The organism is uncultured Parasphingopyxis sp. (assembly GCF_937129435.1).
Lineage (GTDB): Bacteria > Pseudomonadota > Alphaproteobacteria > Sphingomonadales > Sphingomonadaceae > Parasphingopyxis.
Map to the genome: position 1 here is coordinate 1 of NZ_CAKZNF010000086.1, position 21,910 is coordinate 21,910.

At 64.3% G+C, this 21,910-nt stretch carries 18 protein-coding genes; 10 read left to right on the forward strand and 8 right to left on the reverse strand.

Annotated features, from left to right (window positions below):
- Positions 1 to 192 precede the first annotated feature (192 nt).
- The 3 genes from Q0139_RS13600 to Q0139_RS13610 all read right to left on the reverse strand — a co-directional run bounded on the left by Q0139_RS13600 (position 193) and on the right by Q0139_RS13610 (position 3,017).
- Positions 193 to 1,122, reverse strand: coding sequence for a tyrosine recombinase XerC (locus Q0139_RS13600; protein WP_298023076.1), 930 nt, complete (start codon positions 1,120 to 1,122; stop codon positions 193 to 195).
- Complete coding sequence (locus tag Q0139_RS13605; RefSeq protein WP_298023079.1) at positions 1,107 to 1,667, reverse strand: DUF484 family protein; 561 nt, start codon at positions 1,665 to 1,667, stop codon at positions 1,107 to 1,109. The genes Q0139_RS13600 and Q0139_RS13605 overlap by 16 nt, the downstream gene beginning before the upstream one ends.
- A 303-nt stretch (positions 1,668 to 1,970) precedes the next feature.
- Positions 1,971 to 3,017: an enoyl-CoA hydratase/isomerase family protein gene (locus Q0139_RS13610; RefSeq protein ID WP_298023082.1), complete on the reverse strand. Its 1,047-nt coding sequence runs from the start codon at positions 3,015 to 3,017 to the stop codon at positions 1,971 to 1,973.
- Between the two features lie 251 nt (positions 3,018 to 3,268).
- Between Q0139_RS13610 and pip the strand changes: the two genes are divergently transcribed.
- Complete coding sequence (gene pip / locus Q0139_RS13615) at positions 3,269 to 4,225, forward strand: prolyl aminopeptidase (RefSeq protein WP_298023086.1); 957 nt, start codon at positions 3,269 to 3,271, stop codon at positions 4,223 to 4,225.
- Positions 4,226 to 4,416: 191 nt separating this feature from the next.
- Positions 4,417 to 5,865 carry a coniferyl aldehyde dehydrogenase gene (locus tag Q0139_RS13620; protein ID WP_298023089.1) on the forward strand — a complete coding sequence of 483 codons (1,449 nt, stop codon included), beginning with the start codon at positions 4,417 to 4,419 and terminating at the stop codon, positions 5,863 to 5,865.
- Positions 5,866 to 6,004: 139 nt separating this feature from the next.
- Here the strand turns inward: Q0139_RS13620 and fsa are convergent, their stop codons facing one another.
- Positions 6,005 to 6,658, reverse strand: coding sequence for a fructose-6-phosphate aldolase (fsa, locus tag Q0139_RS13625; RefSeq protein WP_298023092.1), 654 nt, complete (start codon positions 6,656 to 6,658; stop codon positions 6,005 to 6,007).
- A 281-nt stretch (positions 6,659 to 6,939) separates the two neighbouring features.
- On the opposite strand from fsa, the gene Q0139_RS13630 reads away from it, so the two are divergent.
- Both Q0139_RS13630 and Q0139_RS13635 read left to right on the forward strand, forming a co-directional pair.
- Positions 6,940 to 7,977: a hypothetical protein gene (locus tag Q0139_RS13630; RefSeq protein ID WP_298023094.1), complete on the forward strand. Its 1,038-nt coding sequence runs from the start codon at positions 6,940 to 6,942 to the stop codon at positions 7,975 to 7,977.
- A 103-nt stretch (positions 7,978 to 8,080) separates the two neighbouring features.
- Positions 8,081 to 10,246, forward strand: coding sequence for a primosomal protein N' (locus tag Q0139_RS13635; protein WP_298023098.1), 2,166 nt, complete (start codon positions 8,081 to 8,083; stop codon positions 10,244 to 10,246).
- 67 nt (positions 10,247 to 10,313) lie between these two features.
- Here Q0139_RS13635 and Q0139_RS13640 read toward each other — a convergent pair whose 3' ends face one another.
- Both Q0139_RS13640 and Q0139_RS13645 read right to left on the reverse strand, forming a co-directional pair.
- Positions 10,314 to 10,862, reverse strand: a complete 549-nt coding sequence (locus Q0139_RS13640; protein WP_298023101.1) for a phasin family protein — start codon at positions 10,860 to 10,862, stop codon at positions 10,314 to 10,316.
- 195 nt (positions 10,863 to 11,057) lie between these two features.
- Entirely contained in the window at positions 11,058 to 12,863 is a 1,806-nt protein-coding gene (locus Q0139_RS13645; RefSeq protein ID WP_298023104.1) for a class I poly(R)-hydroxyalkanoic acid synthase, read from the reverse strand.
- A 110-nt stretch (positions 12,864 to 12,973) separates the two neighbouring features.
- Between Q0139_RS13645 and nadA the strand changes: the two genes are divergently transcribed.
- The 5 genes from nadA to Q0139_RS13670 all read left to right on the forward strand — a co-directional run bounded on the left by nadA (position 12,974) and on the right by Q0139_RS13670 (position 19,297).
- A complete protein-coding gene (gene nadA, locus Q0139_RS13650) occupies positions 12,974 to 13,984 on the forward strand; it encodes a quinolinate synthase NadA (protein ID WP_298023107.1) in 1,011 nt (336 codons plus the stop codon).
- Between the two features lie 130 nt (positions 13,985 to 14,114).
- Positions 14,115 to 15,446 carry a DUF2254 domain-containing protein gene (locus Q0139_RS13655; protein WP_298023110.1) on the forward strand — a complete coding sequence of 444 codons (1,332 nt, stop codon included), beginning with the start codon at positions 14,115 to 14,117 and terminating at the stop codon, positions 15,444 to 15,446.
- A gap of 59 nt (positions 15,447 to 15,505) precedes the next feature.
- Positions 15,506 to 17,605 (forward strand): prolyl oligopeptidase family serine peptidase, encoded by a 2,100-nt coding sequence (locus tag Q0139_RS13660; protein WP_298023113.1) that lies wholly within the window; start codon positions 15,506 to 15,508, stop codon positions 17,603 to 17,605.
- 118 nt (positions 17,606 to 17,723) lie between these two features.
- Positions 17,724 to 18,569, forward strand: a complete 846-nt coding sequence (nadC, locus tag Q0139_RS13665; RefSeq protein ID WP_298023116.1) for a carboxylating nicotinate-nucleotide diphosphorylase — start codon at positions 17,724 to 17,726, stop codon at positions 18,567 to 18,569.
- Between the two features lie 83 nt (positions 18,570 to 18,652).
- Positions 18,653 to 19,297 (forward strand): ribonuclease T, encoded by a 645-nt coding sequence (locus tag Q0139_RS13670; protein ID WP_298023119.1) that lies wholly within the window; start codon positions 18,653 to 18,655, stop codon positions 19,295 to 19,297.
- Positions 19,298 to 19,351: 54 nt separating this feature from the next.
- On the opposite strand, the gene Q0139_RS13675 is transcribed toward Q0139_RS13670, so the two are convergent.
- Together Q0139_RS13675 and Q0139_RS13680 are read right to left on the reverse strand one after the other, a co-directional pair.
- On the reverse strand, positions 19,352 to 19,786 hold the full coding sequence (locus Q0139_RS13675) for a DUF4112 domain-containing protein (protein ID WP_298023121.1): 435 nt from the start codon (positions 19,784 to 19,786) through the stop codon (positions 19,352 to 19,354).
- 71 nt (positions 19,787 to 19,857) lie between these two features.
- Positions 19,858 to 21,312, reverse strand: coding sequence for an ABC transporter substrate-binding protein (locus Q0139_RS13680; protein ID WP_298023124.1), 1,455 nt, complete (start codon positions 21,310 to 21,312; stop codon positions 19,858 to 19,860).
- Between the two features lie 163 nt (positions 21,313 to 21,475).
- Here Q0139_RS13680 and Q0139_RS13685 point away from each other — a divergent pair.
- A partial coding sequence (locus tag Q0139_RS13685) for a hypothetical protein (protein ID WP_298023127.1) occupies positions 21,476 to 21,910 on the forward strand: 435 nt, incomplete at its 3' end.

Sequence of the window (21,910 nt, forward strand, 5' to 3'; positions counted from 1 at the left end):
GCTGAGTTGGACGACCGCGCTGGCGATGGCCGGCTATCATCTCGGCGAGAGCTACGACCGTGTCGGCGGCTGGCTGAACCCGGTGTCGAACGTGATCCTGGGCCTGCTGGTGGCGGGGTATCTTTATCGCGTTGTCACATGGAAACCTTCGAAATAGTCCAACCCTTCTCCCATGGGGATAAGGTTCCATACTCACGCCCTAGGATGCGCGTGGCGGTACACGTCGAGCAGGTGCGCCGCATCCACCGCCGTATAAACCTGCGTCGAACTCAGGCTGGCATGGCCCAGCAGTTCCTGCAGCGCGCGCAGGTCGGCGCCGCGCGCAAGCAAGTGCGTGGCGAAGCTATGGCGCAGCGCGTGCGGTGTCGTCCGGCCCGACAGGCCCAATCGCACGCGCGCGCCGCGCACAGCCCGGCGCACCACGTCGCTGCCGAGCGAGCCGCCGCGCTTGCCGCGGAAGATAAGCGTGTCGGGCGCCATGGGATGCGGGCAGAGCCGGACATAATCCTCGATCGCGGCGCGCACCTTGGGCAGCAGCGGTACGATCCGGGTCTTGTCGCGCTTGCCGGTGACGGACAGCGTCTCGCCGAGCGGCAGCGCCCTCCCGGTGATCCCCAGCGCCTCGCTGACGCGCAGGCCCGATCCGTAGAGCAGCAGCAATATCGCCCAGTCGCGCGCGGCGACCCAGGGTTCGTCGGCCTGCGCGGCGACATCTTCGGCGAGCGCAACAGCCTCGTCGGGCGCGATGGGGCGCGGAACGCCCGGTTTGACCTTGGGGCCGCGCACATTCGGGATAGCGACCTCTTCGCCATCGTCTCCCGCCGCAAAGGCAAGGAAGTCGCGAACGCCCGAAAGTTCGCGTGCAGCCGAACGATTGGAGAGGCCCTGCGTCCGGCGATGGGCGAGGAAGGCCCGCAATTCGGCAGCGTCGATCGATCGCAATACCGTTTCGGTCACCGCCTCGCCGCGATGGGCGCCGAGAAAGGCGATCAGCCGGTGCGCGATCGCGGTGTAGGCGCGGACGGTGTGCGGGGAGCGGCGGCGATCGCGGCGGAGATGGTCGGCCCATTCGCCCGCAAGGGCGCAGGCCGGGTGGTCGTCAGGGTTCAGCGCGGCAGCCATCGCCCGATCATAGCGGCAAGCGAGTCGCCGAGAAAGTCGAGCAGTTCGGTGCCCTGCGGCGTCGCCTCGGCCTCGCCCTGCCATTGGCCGAGAAGGAGCAGGCCCGATTGCAGCGTTCCGGTCTCATGCAGCGGAATGATCGCCTCGGCATGAAGGTCGGCCGCGCGCGGCCCGAAGAGCGGATGGCCGGCATCGACGCTGCGCAGCACGGTGTGATGGCGTTCGGCATAGAGGCTCTCGACGAGCCGCGCCTCGACCCCGTGCATGCCGCTGTCGTCCGCGCGAAAACCGGTCTTGCCGGACACAAAGGCCAGCGCCACGGCGTCGCAGCCGAGAATGGCGGGCCACTTCTCCGTCACGATCCGCAGCAGCGAATCGAAATGTTCGCTGGCAATGACGGCGAGCACCGCCTCGTGCACCGAGCGCGTCGCGGTCCAGTGACCCTGGCCAAAAGCGAGCAGGTCTGCCCGCTCGGCTTCCGTCTCGGCGATCCGCCGCTGCAATCGCGCAACCGCGCCGCTCTCGAAATCGATGACCGTCCCCATGGGAAAAGCCATTAATTGAATATGGTTAAGGGGAGGTTGAAGAGCAGAGCCGTCGGACACCGAGAAGTACTCCGGCAAAGGCTGGATTCCAGAGCGGCAAGCCGTAATTTTCGCGGCTCTGGCTCCTGCCTTCCCAGGAGCTCGGGCCTCTACAAAATGCAAGACCGGCTTGGTCTGAAACACCGTCATTGCGAGCGTAGCGAAGCAATCCAGAGCCAAGCAGCGCAATACTCGCGGCTCTGGATTGCTTCGTCGCCTTCGGCTCCTCGCAATGACGAGAAGAAACTTTGGGCCGCAGCCAAATCACCTCAACGGCGTCCATTCCTCGTCCACCGACAGCGGCGCGAAGATGTCGGTTATCAGCCCCTCGGTCACGCTTTCGGGCGTCGCCGGATTCCATTGCGGCGCATTGTCCTTGTCGACGATCACTGCGCGCACGCCTTCGAGAAAATCGTGCCGCTGCACGACATGGCTGGCGACGCGATATTCGACCCTCATTTCCTGCGCGAAATCCTTGTGCCGCGCGCCCTGGCGCAACAGCTCCAGCGCCACCTTGCAGGTCTGCGGCGACTTGCCCGACAGCGTTTCCAGCTCCTTCTTCGCCCATTCGCCGCCATCGGCCTCCAGTGCGGCGAGGATGTCCTCATAGCGATCGGGGGCGAACAGCGTGTCGATGGCTTCGCGATTGGCGAGGATGCGCGCGTCGGGCGCTTCGCTCTCGGCCTCGGTAAGCAGCGTGTCGATCGATTGCGGATCGGCGGCGATCGCATCCTTCAGCGCCTCCAGCTTGTCGCTCTCGACATAATGCGTCGCCAGCCCCAGCGCCCTGCACTCCGCCCCATCGAGCCGTGCGCCGGTCAGCACCAGGAATTGCCCCGTCCGCCCGGGCAGCCGCGACAGATACCAGCCCGCGCCCACGTCCGGGAAAAGCCCGATGCCGGTTTCCGGCATGGCGAAGCGCGTATTCTCGGTCGCGATCCGGTATTGGCAGGGCTGCGACAGGCCGACGCCGCCGCCCATGGTGATCCCATCCATGAAGGCGACCAGCGGCTTCATATAAGTGAACAGCAGATGGTTCATCCGGTACTCGGTGTGGAAGAATTCGCGCGCCTCGACCCCGTCCTTCGCGCCGCTGTCAGCCAGCATCCGGATATCGCCACCCGCGCAAAAGCCGCGCCCTTCCGCATGATCGATCAGGATCGCCTCGACCGACGGGTCGTCGCGCCATGCGATCAGCTGTTCGGTGATCGCCTCGCACATGTCGGTGGTCAGCGCGTGGATGGCCTTGGGCCGGTTGAGCCGGATCCGCCCGGCTTTGCCTTCGGTGAAGGTGAGGATGTCATCGGTCATGGTGCGGGCTGTAGCGAAGGGCCGCCGCCAAGCAAACCTTCTCCCATGGGGAGAAGGATAAGGAGCCTTATTGAGCCGCAGGCGAAATTAGGCGGAGTTGGATGAGGGGTTCCGCCCTATCGAGGCGCGCGAACCCCTCACCCAACTCGTTCTAGGCTCGTACCTCGCCAAGAACTCGGTATCCCTCTCCCTCCGGGAGAGGGTTTGGCGTCCCCCTTGCGGCGCGCGTCCCGGCGTGGTGCAACACGGTCATGACAGACCTTCACCCCCTCTATCCGCCCATCGAACCCTATGAGACCGGCATGCTCGATGTCGGCGACGGCCACAGCATCTATTATGAGCGCGTCGGGACGCCGGGCGGCAGGCCCGCCGTCTACGTCCATGGCGGGCCGGGCGGCGGCTGTTCGCCGGACGACCGGCGCTATTTCGACCCCGAGGCCTACGACCTGCTGCTGTTCGACCAGCGCGGCTGCGGCCGCTCGACGCCGCATGCCGAGCTCGAGGCCAACACGACCTGGCACCTTGTCGCCGATATCGAGCGACTGCGCGAACTCGTCGGCGCGGAGAAATGGCTGGTCTTCGGCGGCTCCTGGGGCTCGACGCTCTCTCTCACCTATGCCGAAACGCATCCCGACCGCGCCAGCGCGCTGATCCTGCGCGGCATCTGGACGATGACCAAACCGGAGCTCGACTGGTATTACCAGTTCGGCGTGTCCGAGATGCACCCGGAAAAATACGAAAAGCTGATCGCGCCGCTCAGCGCGGAGGAGCGCAAGGACGTCCTCACCGCCTATCACCGCATCCTGACCGGCGATGATGAAGAGGCGAAGCTTGAGGCGGCGAAGCGCTGGTCGATTTGGGAGGGCGAGACGATCACGCTGCGGCCGCCCGACGACGATTTCGCCGCCAAGTTCAGCGACGGCCATTTCGCCCTCGCCTTCGCCCGGATCGAAACGCATTATTTCATGAATCTCGGCTGGCTCAAGGACGGCCAGTTGATGCGCGATGCGGGCAAGCTGCACGGCATTCCCGGCGCCATCGTCCATGGCCGCTACGACATGCCCTGCACCGCCGCCGGGGCGTGGAAGCTGCACAAGGCCTGGCCCGAAGCCAATTTTCACCTCGTCGAGGCCGCCGGGCATGCGGTCAGCGAGCCCGGCATCCGCGACGCGCTGATCCGGGAGACGGACCGGTTTGCAACCACATAAACCCCTCCCCTTCAGGGGAGGGGATAGGGGTGGGGACAGAGCGAGCGGAAGCGAGCGTGGAGCCAAGCGGAGAGCCCTCACCCCCTGCCCCTCCGCTGAAGGGGAGGGGTGAACATGTAACGCCCCGACTCGCCTAAAACCCGGCGATCCGCTAAACCCGTTGCAAATCGCAACAGAGAGGATCGCTTGCCATGTCCGACGCCGACCCGCAGATCGTGAGTCAGGAAACCATGCGCGCCGCGCTCGAAAAGCAGCGCACCGCCTTTACGGCCGAACTTCCCGTGTCGGCGGAAATCCGCAAGGACCGGCTGACACGCGCCGGCAAGCTGCTCGTCGAGAACGTCGATGCGCTGTGCGACGCGATGAGCGAGGATTTCGGGCATCGCTCGCGCGAGCAATCGATGATGACCGACCTCACCTCGGCGCTCGGTGAGATCAAATATGCGCGCAAGCATGTCGACAATTGGATTAAGCCGGAGAAGCGCAAGACGCGCTTTCCGCTCGGCCTGTTCGGCGCCAAGGCACGGATCGAATATCAGCCAAAGGGCGTCATCGGCATCATCGCGCCCTGGAACTTCCCCGTGCAGCTCACCTTCAGCCCGCTCGCCGACGTCCTCGCCGCAGGCAACCGCGCGATGATCAAGATGAGCGAATACACGCCCGTCACCAGCGCGCTCGTCGAGCGGCTGATCGCCGAGGCATTCGCGCCGGAAGAAGTGATCGTCTTCAACGGCGGACCAGAGGTCGGCCAGGCGTTCAGCGCCCTGCCCTTCGACCATCTGCTCTTCACCGGCGCGACCGCGGTCGGCAGCCACATCCTCCACGCCGCCGCGGACAATCTGACCCCGGTCACGCTCGAACTCGGCGGTAAATCGCCCGTCATTGTCGGCGAGAGCGCCGACATCGAACGCACCACCAGCCGCGTCGCGATGGGCAAGATGATGAACGCCGGACAGATCTGCCTCGCGCCCGATTACATGATGGTGCCGCAGGACAAGGAGGCCGCGCTGGTCGAGGGCTTCCACGCCGCGGTTGCCGAACAATATCCGAGCCTCGACGCGAACGACGACTATACCTCGATCGTCAACGATCGGCATTACGAGCGGCTGCAGGGCCTGCTCGCCGATGCGCGCGACAAAGGCGCCGAACTCGTCGAGATCAATCCCGGCAATGAGGACTTTTCCGCCTCGAACAAGCGCAAGATGCCACTCACCATCGTCCGCAACCCGACCGACGACATGAAGGTGATGCAGGAAGAGATCTTCGGCCCGGTCCTGCCGATCAAGACCTACAAGTCGGTCGACGAGGCCATCGATTACGTCAACGCGCACGATCGCCCGCTCGGCCTCTATTATTTCGGCAGCGACGGCGCCGAGGAAACCAGGGTGCTCTCGCGGACGATCTCGGGCGGCGCGACCGTCAACGACGTGATCTTCCACATCGCGATGGAGGAGCTGCCCTTCGGCGGCGTCGGCCCGTCGGGCATGGGCGCCTATACCGGCCATGAAGGCTTCAAGACATTCAGCCACGCCAAGAGCGTGTACAGCCAGCCAAAGATAGACGTCGCCAAACTCGCCGGCTTCAAGCCGCCCTATGGCAAGACGACGCGGAAGACGATCCAGAGGGAGTTGAAGCTCTAGTTCCTCCCCGGCACGGGGAGGGGGACCGCCGAAGGCGGCGGAGGGGCACCTGCCACATTAGCGAAACCCTGATGTGGCAGGTGCCCCTCCACCATGCTGCGCATGGTTCCCCTCCCCCCGGTGGGGGAGGATTTCCGCATCACCCGATCGACTGCCCCGTCTTCTCCCAATCGGCGAGAAACGCATCCAGCCCGCTCTTCGTCAGCGGATGATTGAACAGCTTCAAAATAACATCGGGCGGCATCGTCGCGACATCGGCACCGATCTTCGCGCTCTCCAGGATGTGGATCGGGTGGCGCACGCTCGCGACAAGGATCTCGGTCGGAAAATCGTAATTGTCGTAGATCATCCGGATGTCGGAGATCAGGTTCATCCCGTCATAGCCAATATCGTCGTGCCGCCCGACGAACGGCGAGATGAAGCTCGCCCCCGCCTTCCCCGCCAGCAGCGCCTGGTTCGCCGTGAAACACAGGGTCACGTTGACCATCGTCCCGTCGCCGGTCAGCTTCTTGCAAGTCTTGAGGCCGTCGACCGTCAGCGGCACCTTGATCGCGATATTATCGGCGATCTTCCGCAGCACCTCCGCCTCGGCCATCATCGCGTCATGTTCGGTCGCGACGACCTCGGCAGACACCGGCCCATCGACGATCCCGCAAATCTCCTTGGTCACCTCCAATATGTCGCGGCCCGATTTGTGGATCAGCGAGGGATTGGTCGTCACACCGTCGACAAGCCCGGTTTCGGCAAGCTCCTTGATGGCATCGACATCGGCGGTATCGGCGAAGAATTTCATGGGGCGGGTCCTGTCGGGTTGCGAGTCGCCACAAGGGATACATCGGTTTCGGCGACGCGATGAGTCCGCGACTCACATTGATTGTCAGACCTCGCTAACGCGAGGTCGCCGGACCAGCCTCTCCCCCACCCGGCCTCCCATCAAGGATACACTCAGTGGGAGGCTGGGTGGGGGAGAGGCTGGTCCGGTGCCGATGCCCGTTCGCGCTTGATCTCGGTCAATCACCTTGCGCGGGAAAGCGATATTGTGTGGATGGGAATGGACCGATGAGGTTGGGGGTAATGATGACAGTTTCGATCCGCCGCACGATCCTGCGCGCGGCCGCCGCGCTCGGCTTTCTGATTGCCGCTACGGCGCCGCTCCGCGCCTATGAAATTTCGCCGAGAATGCCGATCCACGAAGCGCTGACGGCTTTGGCCGAAGAGTGTCTCGATCAATATGGCGGCGCCGAACCTTATGATTGCAGCGGCTATTTCGCTGAACATCTCGCCCATTTCGCATCGCTCGATTATCGGAGCCCGGTCTACGCGACCTCGATGGCTTCGCGCTGGCCGGACGACCCCGACCGGATGCTCCACGGCGCGGGAATCATCCGCTTCGGCCTCGTCTTCCTGTCCTGCAACGGCCGGGTTCGCGAAAGAAGCGGGATCGACCGCGTCGGATTGCTTTGCAGCGTGCATCACGGCCAGTTGCTGTTCGTGCAGGCCATGCGCTCGCGTCCCGATGAGAGCACGGCCGAGACCCAGGCTGCGATCCTCGATTGGGTGGGTTTCGTCTTCGACGCCGCCCTGGGCCGCGTGCCCCATGACGACGACTTCTGCGGCTATTTCGAATCGCGCGGCGGACCGGCAAGCGCCGCGCTGCTGGCCGGATTTCAGTCCTGCGGCGATGGCGATGCGCGCGAGGGGAATGACGAATGGACGGTCGCCACCCTGTTCACCCGGCATTGCTCCTATCCGTTCGGCGGCTGCCGGACGACGCATGGCGATGAGGCGCGGCGCGAAATGCGAAGCGCGGCGCGCGGTGCCCTGCTGCATCTCGTCCATGACAGCTTTGCACAGGGCCATACGCAGCGAGGCGAGGAAGCCACGCCAATCGAATCGCGGATCATATGCCGGCCGGTCGTTGTCCATCGCGCGATGGAGCGGCACCATTCGCATGGCGACCTTCTGCCGACGCTCGACGAGAGCTGCAGCGATCCGGTGACGCGCAGCATCGACGACCCGATCACGGCAGGGGCGCGGTTGCTATGGTTGATGCAGGAGCGGCGGCCGGCCGCCGAGGCGCAGCAATATTTCCGCGAGCGTGTGCTGGGATGATCGATACGCGAAACGATCCTGCCGGCCGCACTTGACGGGCGTACGTCATGGGGACGCCGCCTCGCCCCTTCCCCCCGCCGCGCCGCGCCCTATCATCGCGCGCATGACCCGCGTCCGTGTCCTGACCCTCAACGCCGCGCTCGGGCCGCTCGATTACAGCGTGCCGGACGGGATGGCGGTCGGGCCGGGGGCGATCGTGCGGATTCCGCTGGGGCCGCGGCAGATTACCGGGGTGGTCTGGGACGAAGGGCGGCTGGAGGCGGCGACGGTGGATGCGGCGAAGCTGCGGCCGATCCTTTCCGTTTACGACGCGCCGCCGCTCAAGCCTTCCATGCGGCGGCTGATCGAGTGGGTGGCCGACTATTATCTCAGCCCCGTCTCGGCCGTGCTGCGGATGGCGCTCTCTTCGACCAGCGGCTATTCGGGCGAAAAGACGGTGACCGAATATCGCGCGAGCGGCGGGATGCCCGAGCGGATGACGCCGAAGCGCGAACAGGCGCTCGACCTGATCGGCGACGAACAGGGCACGATCCGCGAGCTTTCCGAAATCGGCGAGGTGTCCGACGCGGTGGTGCGCGGGCTGGTCAAGGCGGGGGCGCTGGAGCCGGTCGAAGTGTCGCTCGACGCGCCCTTCCCCGATCCCGATCTCGGCTTCGCACCGCCCGCGCTCGAGGCGGGACAGCGGGCGGCGGCGGAGCGGCTCGTCGACGCGGTAAAGGTGCGGAAATTTACGCCGATGTTGCTCGATGGTGTCACCGGGTCGGGCAAGACCGAGGTCTATTTCGAGGCGGTGGCGGAGGCGCTGCGGATGGGGCGCCAGGTGCTGATCATGCTGCCCGAAATCGCGCTGACCGAGCCGTTTCTCAACCGCTTTACCGCGCGTTTCGGGTGCGAGCCGGTAACCTGGCATTCGGGGATGCGCCAGTCCGAACGGCGGCGGGCGTGGCGGGCGATCGCCAAGGGAGAGGCGGCGGTGACGGTCGGCGCGCGCTCCTCGCTGTTCCTTCCCTATGCGAGACTGGGCCTCATCATCGTCGACGAAGCCCATGAAAACACGTACAAACAGGAGGAGGGCGTGATGTACCACGCCCGTGACGTCGCCGTGATGCGTGGCAATTTCGAGAACTTCCCCGTGGTGCTCGCATCGGCGACTCCGGCGCTCGAAACCAAGCAGATGGTCGAGATCGGCCGCTACGACGAGGTCACCCTCCCTGCCCGCTACGGCGCCGCCGAGATGCCGACACTCGAGACGGTCGACATGCTCCGCGATCCGCCCCCGCGCGGTCACTGGCTCTCGCCGCCGCTGGTCCAGGCGATCGAGGAGACGCTCGACCGTAAGGAACAGGCGCTGCTCTTCCTCAACCGCCGCGGTTTCGCGCCGCTGACGCTGTGCCGGACCTGCGGACACCGATTCGAATGCCCGAACTGCACGGCGTGGATGGTCGAGCATCGGCTGTTGCACAGGCTTGCCTGCCATCATTGCGGCCATGTCATGCCGCCGCCGGATCACTGCCCCGAATGCGAGGCCGATGACAGCCTCGTCGCCTGCGGGCCGGGGGTCGAGCGGATCGCGGACGAGGCCGCATCGCTGTTTCCCGAGGCGAAGATCGCCGTCGTCACGTCCGACACGATCTGGTCGCCGGCCAAGGCGGGCGAATTCGTCGCGCGGATGGAAGCGGGCGACATCGACATCGTTGTCGGCACGCAGCTCGTGACCAAGGGCTACCACTTCCCGAACCTGACGCTGGTCGGTGTGGTCGATGCCGATCTCGGCCTGAAGGGCGGCGACCTGCGCGCCGCCGAACGCACCTTTCAGCAGATCACGCAGGTATCGGGCCGGGCCGGGCGCGGCGACAAGCCGGGCCGCGTCCTCATCCAGACGCACCAGCCCTCGGCGCCGGTGATCGAGGCGCTCGTTTCGGGCGATGCCGAGAGCTTCTACGCCGCCGAGACGGACGCCCGGCGCATCGCCGGTGCCCCGCCCTTCGGCCGCTATGCAGGGATCGTGATCTCGTCCGAAGACGAAGGCCAGGCGATCGAGGCCGCGCGCAATATCGGCACCGCCGCGCCGGAGATCGACGGCATGCTCGTCCTCGGCCCCGCCCCCGCCCCGCTCGCGATGCTGCGCGGCCGCCACCGCCAGCGCATCCTCGTCCACGCCCGCCGCGCGCTCGACGTACAGGGCGTCATCCGCGAATGGCTGGAAAAAATCGAATGGCCGCGCACGGTGCGCGTGACCGTCGATATCGATCCGTACAGCTTCTTGTAGCGCACAAAAAAAAGGGCCGCCCCGTTGCCGGAGCGGCCCTTCCCTGTCTTGCTGAACGCGTGACGCGTTACGCGGCCTTTTTGACCGTTTCCATCGCGGCCGTCATGCGGGCCGACAGCGGCTGGAAGGCGTCGCTGGCGAGCTTCATGAAGGTCTCGGTGTTCTTCGAGGCCTGCGAGACGAGCGTGTCGAATGCGGCACGGCCCTTCTCATTCTGCATCTCGAAATAGTCGCGCGGCGACTTGAGCGAAGCGATGTCCTGCATCGAGGCAGTGACGGCTTCGAAATTCTCGCGGGCGAATTCGGCATTCTGCTTACCGAGATCCTGCATGCCCTTGGCGGTGATCTTGCCGCTTTCGACCATGGCTTCGAGGTTCGCCTTGTGGAACTCGACCGTATCGCTGGCCATCGACATCGCCTTGTCGGCGGCTTCCTTGGCACGCGTCTGGGCGTCGGCCATGAAGTTTTCCATCTTTTCGTTGGTCATTTTGACATATTCCTTCGCTTTGTCGGCGGCCTTGGTCATCGTGGTCTCGACCTTGTCCGCAGTCTTTTTGGTCGTCGTTTTCGTCGTGCTGGCGGCTTTCTTGGCCGCCGGCTTTGCTTTGCTTGCCATTCTGGTTCGTCCTTTCACGAGGCTATGGTCGGCTTTGCCGATTCTCATGGGCCTCATCGTTTATGCTGCGTTGCACAATAGCGATTCGCGCTGCGGATTGCAAGCATTTTTTGTGCATTGCACAAAAACGTCACATTCGCTGTTTTCTGCGGGTTCTACTGCGTCCAACGGAAGATAATATGCTTTTGCAGCATATCAACGGGTCGCAACATAGCGGCCCGGCGCATCCTCGATCGCTTCCAGCTTGCCCTTGCCGGGCTTGCGCGCCTTTTTGGCATCGACCATGCCGCCGGACCGTTCGGCCAGCCAGGCCTGCCAATCGGGCCACCAGCTGCCCGGCGTCTCGGTCGCACCGGCGACGAATTCGTCCAGCGAGTCGGCTTCGTCCTCATTGGTCCAATATTGGTATTTGCCGCTCGACGGCGGGTTGATGACCCCGGCGATATGACCGGACCCGGCCAGCACGAATCGCATCGGCCCGGAAAACTGGTCGGTGATCTTCCACACGCTCGGTGCCGGCGCGATATGGTCCTCGCGCCCCGCCTGGATATAGGCCGGCGTTTCGACCTTGCCGAGATCGATCGGCACGCCTGCAACCTTCAGCGTGCCCGGCTCGACCAGCTTGTTGTCCCGATAAAGGTCGCGCAGATATTTGAGGTGCCACTTGGACGGCAGGTTGGTCGTGTCGCCGTTCCAGTGCAACAGGTCGAACGCCGGATAATCCTCGCCGAGCAGATAGTTGTTGACGACATAGTTCCAGATCAGGTCGCGCTGGCGCAGCATGTTGAACGTCGTCGCCATATAGCGCCCGTCGAGATAGCCGGTCTGCCCGCCCAATTGTTCGATCAGCTTGTCCATGCCGTCGTCGATCAGCAGGTTGAGGTCGCCGGGTTCGGTGAAATCGACCTGGGCGGTGAAGAAGGTCGCGCTCTCCACCTTGTCCGCCTCGCCCCTGGCAGCGAGATAGGCGAGCGTCATCGCCAGCGTCGTACCCGCTACGCAATAGCCGATGGTGTTGACCGACGGCACATCGAGCAAATCGCGCATCGTGTCGATCGCATCGACCTGGGCAAGGCAATAGTCGTCCTGCGACACGTTGATCATCGTCTCGTCGGCGGATTTCCATGACACCATGAAGACGGAGAACCCCTGCTCCACCGCCCAGCGCACGAAGCTCTTCTTCTCGTTGAGGTCGAGGATGTAGAAGCGGTTGATCCAGGGCGGGAAGATGACGAGCGGAATTTCGTGCACCTGCTTCGTCGCCGGCTTGTACTGGATCAACTGGTAGAGCGTCGTCTCCTTGATCACCTTGCCCGGCGTCGTGGCGATATTCTCGCCCAGCGTGAAGGCGCCGGGATCGACATGGGTCAGCTGCCCCTTCGCCATATCGGACAGCATATGCTCGAGCCCCTTGAGCATGCTCTCGCCGCGCGTTTCGATCACCTTTTCCAGCGCCTCGGGGTTGGTCAGCGCGAAATTGCTCGGGCTCATCGCGTCGACGAGCTGGCGGGTCATGAAGCGGACCTGCTCCTTCTGCTTCGGCGCCAGTCCTTCGATCGCATCGATGCTCGCCATCATCTGATCGGCGACGAGCAGATAGGCGCGGCGGATCATGTCGAACATCGGATGGTCGTGCCACTGGTGCGCGGCGAAGCGGCGGTCGGGCTTCTCCTCGCCCTCCTCGCTGTCGCCTGCCGATTGCCCGAGAAAGCGCGACCAGAGCGCCAGGCTCTGCTGCCAGAAATCGGCCTGCTGTTCGGCCAGACGTTCGGGATCGAACGACCATTGCGGAAAGGCCGAGGCGGGGTTGGCCATGATTTCGGGCGTCATCCGGCCCAGCTGTTCCTGCCCGTCCTCGCCCGCGCGCACCATCTGGCGCGACATGTGCTCTAGAATGAGTTGCTGCGCCCGGCCCATCACGCCGGTCCAATGCTGCATATCCTCGAGGTTCGGCGTCTCGAAGGTCCGGGTGAATGGCGAAGTCGTGCCGGTGTCGGTCATGATGATCCTCCCACGGGTTCGGTGTTAGGCGAAAAACCTCTGTCATCATAGCGATTGGCGATGCCGGGCGTTCCTTCCTATATGGGCGGAAACGAAGGGAGACGATCATCATGGACGCACGCGGCGGTATTGGCGGAAGCCTGGCAGGACTCGACCTCAGGGAAGAGATCGACCGGCTGCGCAAGGAGCGCAATGCGGTGATCCTCGCCCATTACTACCAAACGCCCGACATCCAGGACATCGCCGATTTCGTCGGTGACAGCCTCGATCTGTCGCGCAAGGCGGCGGACACCGATGCCGATGTGATCGCCTTTTGCGGCGTGCGCTTCATGGCGGAAACGGCGAAGATCCTGTCGCCGGAAAAGACGGTGATCCTGCCCGACATGGACGCCGGGTGCAGCCTCGAAGATTCGTGCCCGCCCGACAAGTTCAGGGCGTTCCGCGAGGAACATCCCGATCATATCGCGCTGACCTACATCAACTGCTCCGCCGAGGTGAAGGCGCTCTCCGACATCATTGTGACCTCGTCTTCCGCGGAAAAGATCCTCAGCCAGATCCCCGAGGACCAGAAGATCATCTTCGCGCCCGACAAGCATCTGGGCGGCTATCTCGCCCGCAAGACGGGGCGTGACATGCTGCTATGGCCGGGCGTGTGCATCGTCCACGAGGCGTTCAGCGAGAAGGAACTGCTCAAGCTCAAGGCGCAGCATCCCGGCGCGCCTGTGCTCGCGCATCCGGAATGCCCGGCGGCGATCCTCGACCATGCCGATCATATCGGATCGACCAGTTCTATCCTCGCCGAGGCGAAGGCAACCGAGAGCGACACCGTGATCGTCGCCACCGAGCCGCACATCATGCACCAGATGGAAAAGGCGCTGCCCGAGGTGACGTTCATCGGCGCGCCGGGCGCGGACGGCAACTGCAACTGCAATATCTGCCCGTATATGGCGCTGAACACGATGGAGAAGCTCTACACCTCGCTCCGCGATCTGAAGCCGCAGATCGAGCTTGACGAGGAAGTGCGCGTGCAGGCCAAAAAGAGTCTCGACCGGATGCTCGCCATGGCCAGCGGGACCGTCGGCATGGGAGACATCGGCGCGCCCGAGGTGACGGGAGACTAGGTTTCACCGTTTGCCCTGAGCTTGTCGAAGGGCTGCTTTTCTCTTTAGAACGCAAGCAGAAAGGCAGGGCTTCGACAGGCTCAGCCCAATCGGAGCCTTGTATGCGAGCCAGACCCGAAACCGCCGCCCGATGATTGCCCGGCTCCGCTCCTTCTGGCTTTCGGTCAATGCCAGCTACTGGTTCTATCCGGCAATCTTTTCGCTGGCGGCGGCCGCGCTCGCCTTTTTCACCGTCTATCTCGATCGCAACGGCTTTGCCGAATGGCTGAACGAAATCAGCTGGCTGCACGCCAGCCGCCCCGAAGGCGCTCGGACCGTGCTGACCGTCATCGCCGGATCGATGATCGGCGTCGCATCGACGGTCTTTTCGATCACCATCGCCGCCGTCGCCTATGCCAGCGGCAATTACGGGCCCCGCCTGCTCACCAACTTCATGCAGGACAAGGGCAACCAGCTCTCGCTGGGCACCTTCATCGCCACCTTCGTCTATGCCGTGCTCGTGCTGCGCGTGGTGCGGAGCGAGGACGAACAACCGAGCGATGCGATCGACGCGGGCGCGACCGCCCTGCCCGGCTTCACGCCACAGCTTTCACTGCTCGTCGCGACCGTCATGGTGATGATCGCCATCGCCGTGCTCGTCTTCTTCCTTCACCACATTCCCGACAGCATTCGCATCAACACCGTGCTCAAGGGGATCGGGCGGCGGATGCTCGAACAGATCCGCTATCGCTTCCCCAACGAACGCGGCGACGAGGAACCGTCGGAACGCGACGAGGGCACGCCCGTTCGCGCCGATTTTTCGGGCTATATCCAGATCATCGATTTCGAGAATCTCGACGAGATCGCGAAGGATCGGGGCTGCACGATCGGGCTGCGCCAGCGCACCGGCGATTTCGTCCATCTCGGCGTACCACTCGCCGAGATTTCGGGCCGCGAACCCGATGACGACCTGTGCGACGATATCCGCAAATGCTTCAGCGTCGGCGGAATGCGGACGCCGACTCAGGATCTGGAATTTCTGTTCGACGAGATCGTGGAGATCGCGCTGCGGGCGCTGTCGCCGGGGATCAACGACCCCTTCACCGCGATCACCTGCATGCACTGGCTCGCGGCGGGAATGGCCGAGCTCGGCAATCGCGATCTCGACCGCGGGCCCGAGCAGGAGACCTACGACCGCGAGCGCGTCAAACCGCTCAACGACGATTTCGGCCATTTCGTGCAGCGCGGTTTCGGCGGCATCCGCGCATCGGCCGCGGGCAGCGCCATGGCATCGAAGAAATTCATCGACGCGCTTTACAGCGCCTCGCTCGGCTGCACCAATGGCGAGCGGCGGCAGCGCCTTCTCGACGAGGGCAGGCTGCTCGTCGAACAGGCACGCAAGACCCTCAAGGGCCCGTCGCTGATCGAACTCGAAGACCGGCTCAAGGAATTCGAACGCACCATCCTCGACATGCGCGATTAGGCCGTCGCCATGGCGTCGATGCTTTGCTAGCCTTGCATCCGCTATCTGGGAGACCTGTCTTGCGTAAATCCGTTCTCGCCGTTCTTCTCATCGCCGCGCCCGCCCTTGCCTTCGCGCAGGCGGCGGAAGACCCCTATCTCTGGCTCGAGGAGATCCAGGGCGAACGCGCGCTCGAACAGGTCCGCACCTGGAACGAACGCACCGAGGAAGACCTCGCCGCGACGCTCGGCTTCGAGGAACATCGCGCCCGCGCGCTCGCGCTGCTCAACGATCAGAACCAGATCGCCGAGCCCGACCAGGTGCAGGACGACATGATCACCAATTTCTGGATCGACGGCGATCACCCGCGCGGGCTGTGGCGGATCACCTCTCGCGAGGCCTTTCTGGCCGGCGATCCCGAATGGCGCATTCTGATCGATGTCGGCGCGCTGGGCGAGGCCGAAGGCGAGAGCTGGGTCTGGCACGGCGCCAACTGCCTCGCGCCGGACTATCAGCGCTGCCTTGTCAGCCTGAGCCCCGGCGGTTCGGACGCCGATGTGACGCGCGAATTCGATATCGGCACGGGCGAATTCGTCGAAAACGGCTTCTTCATTCCCGAATCGAAGGGCGGCGCGACTTGGGTCGACGCCGACACGCTGCTCGTCGCGACCGATTTCGGCGAAGGGACGATGACGACCTCGGGCTATCCGCGCCTCGTCAAGGTCTGGGAGCGTGGAACGCCATTGACCGAAGCCCGGACGATCTTCGAAGGCGGCGTCGAAGAGATCAGCGCGGGTGGCTTTGCGATGATGGATGGCGACACGCGGCGTGTCTTTGTGAATCGCGGCAAGACCTTCTGGACCGGCGATGTCATGCTCTACGGCGAGGACGGCACCCTCCATCCCGTGCCCAAGCCCGACACCGCCGATGTGCATGACGTGTTCGACGGCCAGCTGATCGTCCTGCTCAACGAAGACCTCGAAGCGGGCGGCACAACCTTCCCGCGCGGCGCGATCGTCGCCTACGATCTCGACGCCATTGCGGCGGGCGAGACCCCTGCCCCGTCGCTCGTCATGGCGCCGAGCGAGAGCCAGGCGATCGAGGAAGTCGCCGCGACCGAGAACGTGCTCTGGGTGAAGGCGCTCGACGACGTATCGGGGCGCCTCTTTGCGTTGCGCCGCACCGCCGATGGATGGTCACAGACCGCAATCGACCTCGCCGACAATGCCACCGTGCATATCGTGGAAACGGGCGACACGGTCGCCTTCGCCACCGTCGAGGGGATGCTGACGCCGCCGACGCTGTACGCTGTCAGCGAGGACGGCACGGCCCGCGACATCCAGTCGCTCCCGGCGCAGTTCGATGCTTCGAACATGATCGTCGAGCAGCATTTCGCGACCTCGGCCGACGGGACGCAGGTGCCCTATTTCCTCGTCGCGCCGCGTGATCGCGAAGGCCCGGTGCCGACGCTGATGCACGGCTATGGCGGCTTCCGCGCTGCGCAGACCCCGACCTATCTGACGCACCAGCCCTATCGCTCGGGCCCGCTCGGGCTCTTCTGGGTCGAGGAGGGCAATGCCTATGTCCTCGCCAATATCCGAGGCGGCGGCGAATATGGCCCGGCCTGGCACGAGGCGGCACTGCGCGAGAACCGGCAGCGCTCCTTCGACGATTTTCACGCCGTCGCCGAAGACCTGATCGCGCGCGGCATCACGACGGCCGGGCAGATCGGGATTTCAGGACGTTCGAACGGCGGCGTCCTTGTCGGCGCATCGGCGAACCAGCGGCCCGATCTTTACGGCGCCGTCATTTCCGGCTCGCCGCTCGACGACATGCGCCGCTATTCGCAGCTCCTCGCCGGCGCGAGCTGGATGGACGAGTACGGCAATCCCGATATCGCCGAGGACTGGGCGTTCATGCAGGACTGGTCGCCCTATCAGAACCTGACCGATGTCGATGGCTACCCCGCCACCTTCTACTATCTCTCGACGCTCGACGACCGCGTCCATCCCGGCCATGCGCGCAAGATGGCGGCGAAGCATCAGGCGTTCGGCCAGACCTTCTACTATCGCGAGGCGATCGAGGGCGGCCATTCGGTCGGCGCCGACCGGGCCGAGGACGCGATGCGCGCCGCGTTGCTTCTCGCTTTCCTCAATCGCGAGCTGGAAGACGGGGAGTGACACCGGAAAACGTCATTGCGAGCGAAGCGAAGCAATCCAGGGCCATAGGCGCTTCTCTTTGCGGCCCTGGATTGCTGCGTCGCCTTCGGCTCCTCGCAATGACGGAAAGAACCACCCCATGACGTTCACGCTCGACGGCTTCGATGTCACCGCGTTTGTCGAGATGACGCTGGCCGAAGACCTGGGCCCGCGTGGCGATGTGACATCCGAGGCGGTGATTCCGGCCGATGCGCGCTTTCGCGGTGTCATGGACAGCCGCGACGCGATCACCGTTGCCGGGCTGCCGATCGCCGAAGCGTTTTTCCGACATCTCGATCCCGATTGCGCGATCGAGCGGCTGATCGAGGACGGAACGGCCGTCGAATCGGGCACCGACCTTCTCCACATTCGCGGCAATGCCCGGGCGATGCTCACGGCCGAACGCTCGGCGCTCAACACCGTCCAGCACCTGTCGGGTATCGCAACGATGACGCGCGAATATGTCGCGAAGATCGAGGGAACGGGGGCAACGCTGCTCGACACGCGCAAGACGATCCCCGGCCTCAGGGTCATCGAGAAATACGCGGTCCGCATGGGCGGCGGGCAGAACCACCGCATGGGCTTGTGGGATGCGGCGATGGTCAAGGACAACCATGTCGCGGTCGCCGGCGGGATCGAGGAAGCCGTACGCCGCGCCGTATCGTCGGGGGTCGAGACGATCATCGTCGAGGTCGACCGGATCGACCAGATCGAACCCGCTTTGTCCGAGGGCGCGAACCACCTGCTGCTCGACAATTTCACGCCCGAAATGCTGCGTGAAGCGGTGGCGGTGATCGACGGCCGGGCGAAGACCGAAGCCTCGGGCGGTATCACCCTCGAAACCATCCGGAAGAAGGCCGAAACCGGCGTCGATTATCTTTCGGTCGGGCGGCTGACCCAATCCGCCCCCGCCGCCGATATCGGTCTCGATTTCAAAAGCGAATGAGGCGTCGGGCGGCCTTCCCCGCCGCGCTTGGTCTGACTCTTTTTGGGACGGCGGCGGCACACGCGCAGGCCGAACAATGCCGGGTGCCCGACCGTATCGAAGCGCCGCGACAGATATCGGTACCTGCCGGAGAACGGCGGGTTCTGCCCATAGACGGCTATACGCTGGCGCTGAGCTGGTCGCCCGAATTCTGCCGGACACGGCGGCGCGAGCCGAACCACCGGTTGCAGTGTGGTGGCGTTCGCAACGGCGGCGCAGGGCGGTTTGGTTTCATTCTTCACGGCCTGTGGCCCGAAGGCCGGGGCCGACAATGGCCGCAATGGTGCCGGCCAGCAAGGCCTCTGCCGCGCAGCCTCGTTCGCCAGCATCTGTGTGTGACGCCGTCGGTAAGCCTGATCCAGCGCGAATGGGCGCGGCACGGCACGTGCGCCACGCGCGATCCGGGCCGCTATCTGCGCGCCGGGGCGATCATGTATCGTGCATTGCGCTACCCGGACATGAATGCGCTGTCGCGCCGTCCGCTCACGGTCGGGCAATTCTCCAGCGCGTTCGCGGCGCGCAATCGCGGCGTCGATCCGTCGATGTTTACGGTGGAAGTGAACGAACGCGGCTGGCTCGAAGAAGTGCGGCTATGTCTCGGTCGCAATTTCCGGCCGCGACGCTGTCCCGCCCATATGCGCGGTTCGCACAACCGAACCCGCATGCAAATCTGGCGCGGCGGGAGCTGATTCTGTCAGAACCTCGCTGGTGCGGCGATTTTCCGTCAGGAAAATTCTAACAAGCTAACGCCTCGCGCTCCCCTCGACCGTCACCGTGGACGGGTGATGCTTGTCGAGATGCTTCTTGATGATCCTGAGATTGCGCGTGTTGGAGCGGAAGAAGAAGTCCGCCGCGTCGCCGACAAAGGGCACCGCCCCGATCAGCGTATCGAAGCCGACATTGCCCATCATCCGGGCGATCTTCCATTTCGGCATGCCGAGATTGCGCGCTTCCCAGACGAGATAGGTCCCCATTGCGGCGGCAATGACATCGCCAACCACCGGGACCAGACCGAGCAGGAAATCGAGGCCAAATTTGCGATTGATGACCGGCATGGTGAAGCTGCGTTCGAGCAGCTGTTCCATCGCCTGGATGCGCTGGCGCACGGACGCGGGATCGCGGCCGATTTCCGGGAATTGGCCGGCAATCCGGTCCAGATGCTGCTGGTTCAGGGCCATGTTCTGCGCTCCAATCACTCTATCAACCGGCGTAACACCGCTCGGTTCCCGTTATATGGAGATGATACAGCTCAATCGCCAGACGCGGCGATCAACTGGTCCAGCGGATGGGAGGCATAGGCGTTGGTCTCGAACCCCGTCAGCCGCGACGAAACGAGCCACCAGCGGATCGGCCGCAGCAGCGGGATGAAGGGCATCGAATCCTGCAAGGCGCGCGCCGCCTTCGCCGTGGCCAGTACGCCGACGCCGGGCGTTTCGTTTTCCGCGAACAGATCGAGCGCGGCTTCATATTCCTCGCTGCACGCCGGGTTCGCATCGCAACGAAAGACGTTGAAATACCATGTCCCGCGATCGGTCGCCGCGACCCGGTCGACAAGGCGGAGATCGGCATCGCCGTCGAAAGGCACGCGTTCGACATCGAGGCCAATCGCTCCCCAATCTGTCGCGATGACGGCAAAGATCGGGCGGCTTCCCGCTTCGTCGGGCAACGCGATGCGCAGGGGCGGAATTTCGCCGTTCGCGTCCTCCCATGACGCTATGGCAGTCCGTGCGAAGGCCCTGCGGCGATCCATGTCCGCCTCGATCCAGCCGGGCATCTGATAGGGGCCGACACCTTGCGCGGACGGCGCGATGATCAGCGAGCGCGGCTCGGCTTCCGGTCTGTCGAGCATGGCCGCCAGCCGTTGCCGGTCGATCGCCAGCGCCAGCACCCGGCGATTCTCCGGTTCGGCGAGAAACCCGTCGAACTCGACGACCTGCAGGCCGAACAGCCCTTCCACCGGGTCGATCTGCAGTTGCGCCGCGTCGGGCCGGATCGCCTCGGCATAGGGCAAGGTTGTCCAGCCGCCGCCCGCGACCAGATCGACCCGGCCGAGTTCGAACAGCGCCACCGCCATGGCCGGCGGGGCGTATTCGAGCTCCACGAGGGGCCGGACGGCGCTCACCTCGGGGTCGGCTGAGGTGCCGTAACGAACCAGATCGATGCCGTCGCGATCATCGGACAACGGCGCGAGCGGCCCCACTCCGCCTTCGGTGGTCCAAAAGGCCATTTCGGGCTGGGCCAGCAGACGGAGAAGGTCGGTGCGCGGCCGGCGCAGCACGAGCTCGATGACGAACGGCGTCACCGCGTTGATTTCCTCGATATCGGAGAGCAGCGGCGCGAGCCGATTGCCGCTTCCTGCACGCGTTGCATTGCGAAGCCGCCGTGCGACTTCACCGGCGGTCACCGCCGTCCCATCGGGCCATTCGATATCGTCGATCCGAAAGATATAGGTCCGCCCTTCGTCGAGCACGGTCCACCGCGCAGCAAGACCCGCCTCGATCTCCCCCTGCGGATCGAGCCTGACAAGCCCCTGAGCCGTGGCCTGGAGAAGCATAGCGGCATTGTCGTCGGGCGGGACGCGGTCGGGATCGGCAAGATCCGGCTGCTCGCCGATGGCGGCGATAAGGACAGGGCCGGTCTCTTCGCCCTGCCCGCATGCGGCGGCGGCGATCAGCATCGCGAGGACGAGAAAACGGCGCTTCATACCGGGCTGTCCTATCATTCGCGCGGCGCGACGGACAGATCACACGAAGCAACGGATTGGAGACAGGAAAATCAGTTTTGTGCAGTGCATCACAACGGTTGCGGTCAACCCCGCGCATCACTAGTGCTAAGCACTCATTTCGTTGCAACTCCGGAAGATTTTGATGGCACAAACCGGCTCTGGAAAGCGGCCAAAACTGTTTGTCGGGCGCAGCGACAGGCTGATCGCCCGCATCAAGGCGATGATGTACGCCTGGCGCTTCATGGAGCAGGTCGATGGCCAGCTTTTTATGCTGTGGACAAGGCTTCCCAGACGCTATGACGACGAGAGTGTCGGCTACACACCGTCCAATATCTTCGATCTGGTCAAGTGGTATAAGAATGGGGGTGCCGAGCGGCTTTGCTTCATTGATCAAGCCGACCGCTACCCCGAGGACGCGATTCCTCTCGACAGCGACGAATTCAAAGGCGCTTTGCGACACGGTTTCGATCGTGATCGCTTTGCCGGTTCGGATGATGTCTTCGTGCGCCGCGGGACGGGTTGGTATTTCTTTTCCGACGAACCAGTAAGTGCAAATTATATCAGGAGGGGCGTCCGC

Bases quoted from the DNA above. Each gene is read 5' to 3' on its own strand.
- pip (WP_298023086.1), top strand. From the start codon at position 3,269: ATGACAGACCTTCACCCCCTCTATCCGCCCATCGAACCCTATGAGACC.
- Q0139_RS13620 (WP_298023089.1), top strand. From the start codon at position 4,417: ATGTCCGACGCCGACCCGCAGATCGTGAGTCAGGAAACCATGCGCGCC.
- Q0139_RS13605 (WP_298023079.1), bottom strand. From the start codon at position 1,667: ATGGGGACGGTCATCGATTTCGAGAGCGGCGCGGTTGCGCGATTGCAG.
- nadC (WP_298023116.1), top strand. From the start codon at position 17,724: ATGACGTTCACGCTCGACGGCTTCGATGTCACCGCGTTTGTCGAGATG.
- Q0139_RS13600 (WP_298023076.1), bottom strand. From the start codon at position 1,122: ATGGCTGCCGCGCTGAACCCTGACGACCACCCGGCCTGCGCCCTTGCG.
- Q0139_RS13655 (WP_298023110.1), top strand. From the start codon at position 14,115: ATGATTGCCCGGCTCCGCTCCTTCTGGCTTTCGGTCAATGCCAGCTAC.
- Q0139_RS13645 (WP_298023104.1), bottom strand. From the start codon at position 12,863: ATGACCGACACCGGCACGACTTCGCCATTCACCCGGACCTTCGAGACG.
- Q0139_RS13675 (WP_298023121.1), bottom strand. From the start codon at position 19,786: ATGGCCCTGAACCAGCAGCATCTGGACCGGATTGCCGGCCAATTCCCG.
- Q0139_RS13640 (WP_298023101.1), bottom strand. From the start codon at position 10,862: ATGGCAAGCAAAGCAAAGCCGGCGGCCAAGAAAGCCGCCAGCACGACG.
- Q0139_RS13630 (WP_298023094.1), top strand. From the start codon at position 6,940: ATGATGACAGTTTCGATCCGCCGCACGATCCTGCGCGCGGCCGCCGCG.
- Q0139_RS13680 (WP_298023124.1), bottom strand. From the start codon at position 21,312: ATGAAGCGCCGTTTTCTCGTCCTCGCGATGCTGATCGCCGCCGCCGCA.
- nadA (WP_298023107.1), top strand. From the start codon at position 12,974: ATGGACGCACGCGGCGGTATTGGCGGAAGCCTGGCAGGACTCGACCTC.
- Q0139_RS13610 (WP_298023082.1), bottom strand. From the start codon at position 3,017: ATGACCGATGACATCCTCACCTTCACCGAAGGCAAAGCCGGGCGGATC.
- Q0139_RS13635 (WP_298023098.1), top strand. From the start codon at position 8,081: ATGACCCGCGTCCGTGTCCTGACCCTCAACGCCGCGCTCGGGCCGCTC.
- fsa (WP_298023092.1), bottom strand. From the start codon at position 6,658: ATGAAATTCTTCGCCGATACCGCCGATGTCGATGCCATCAAGGAGCTT.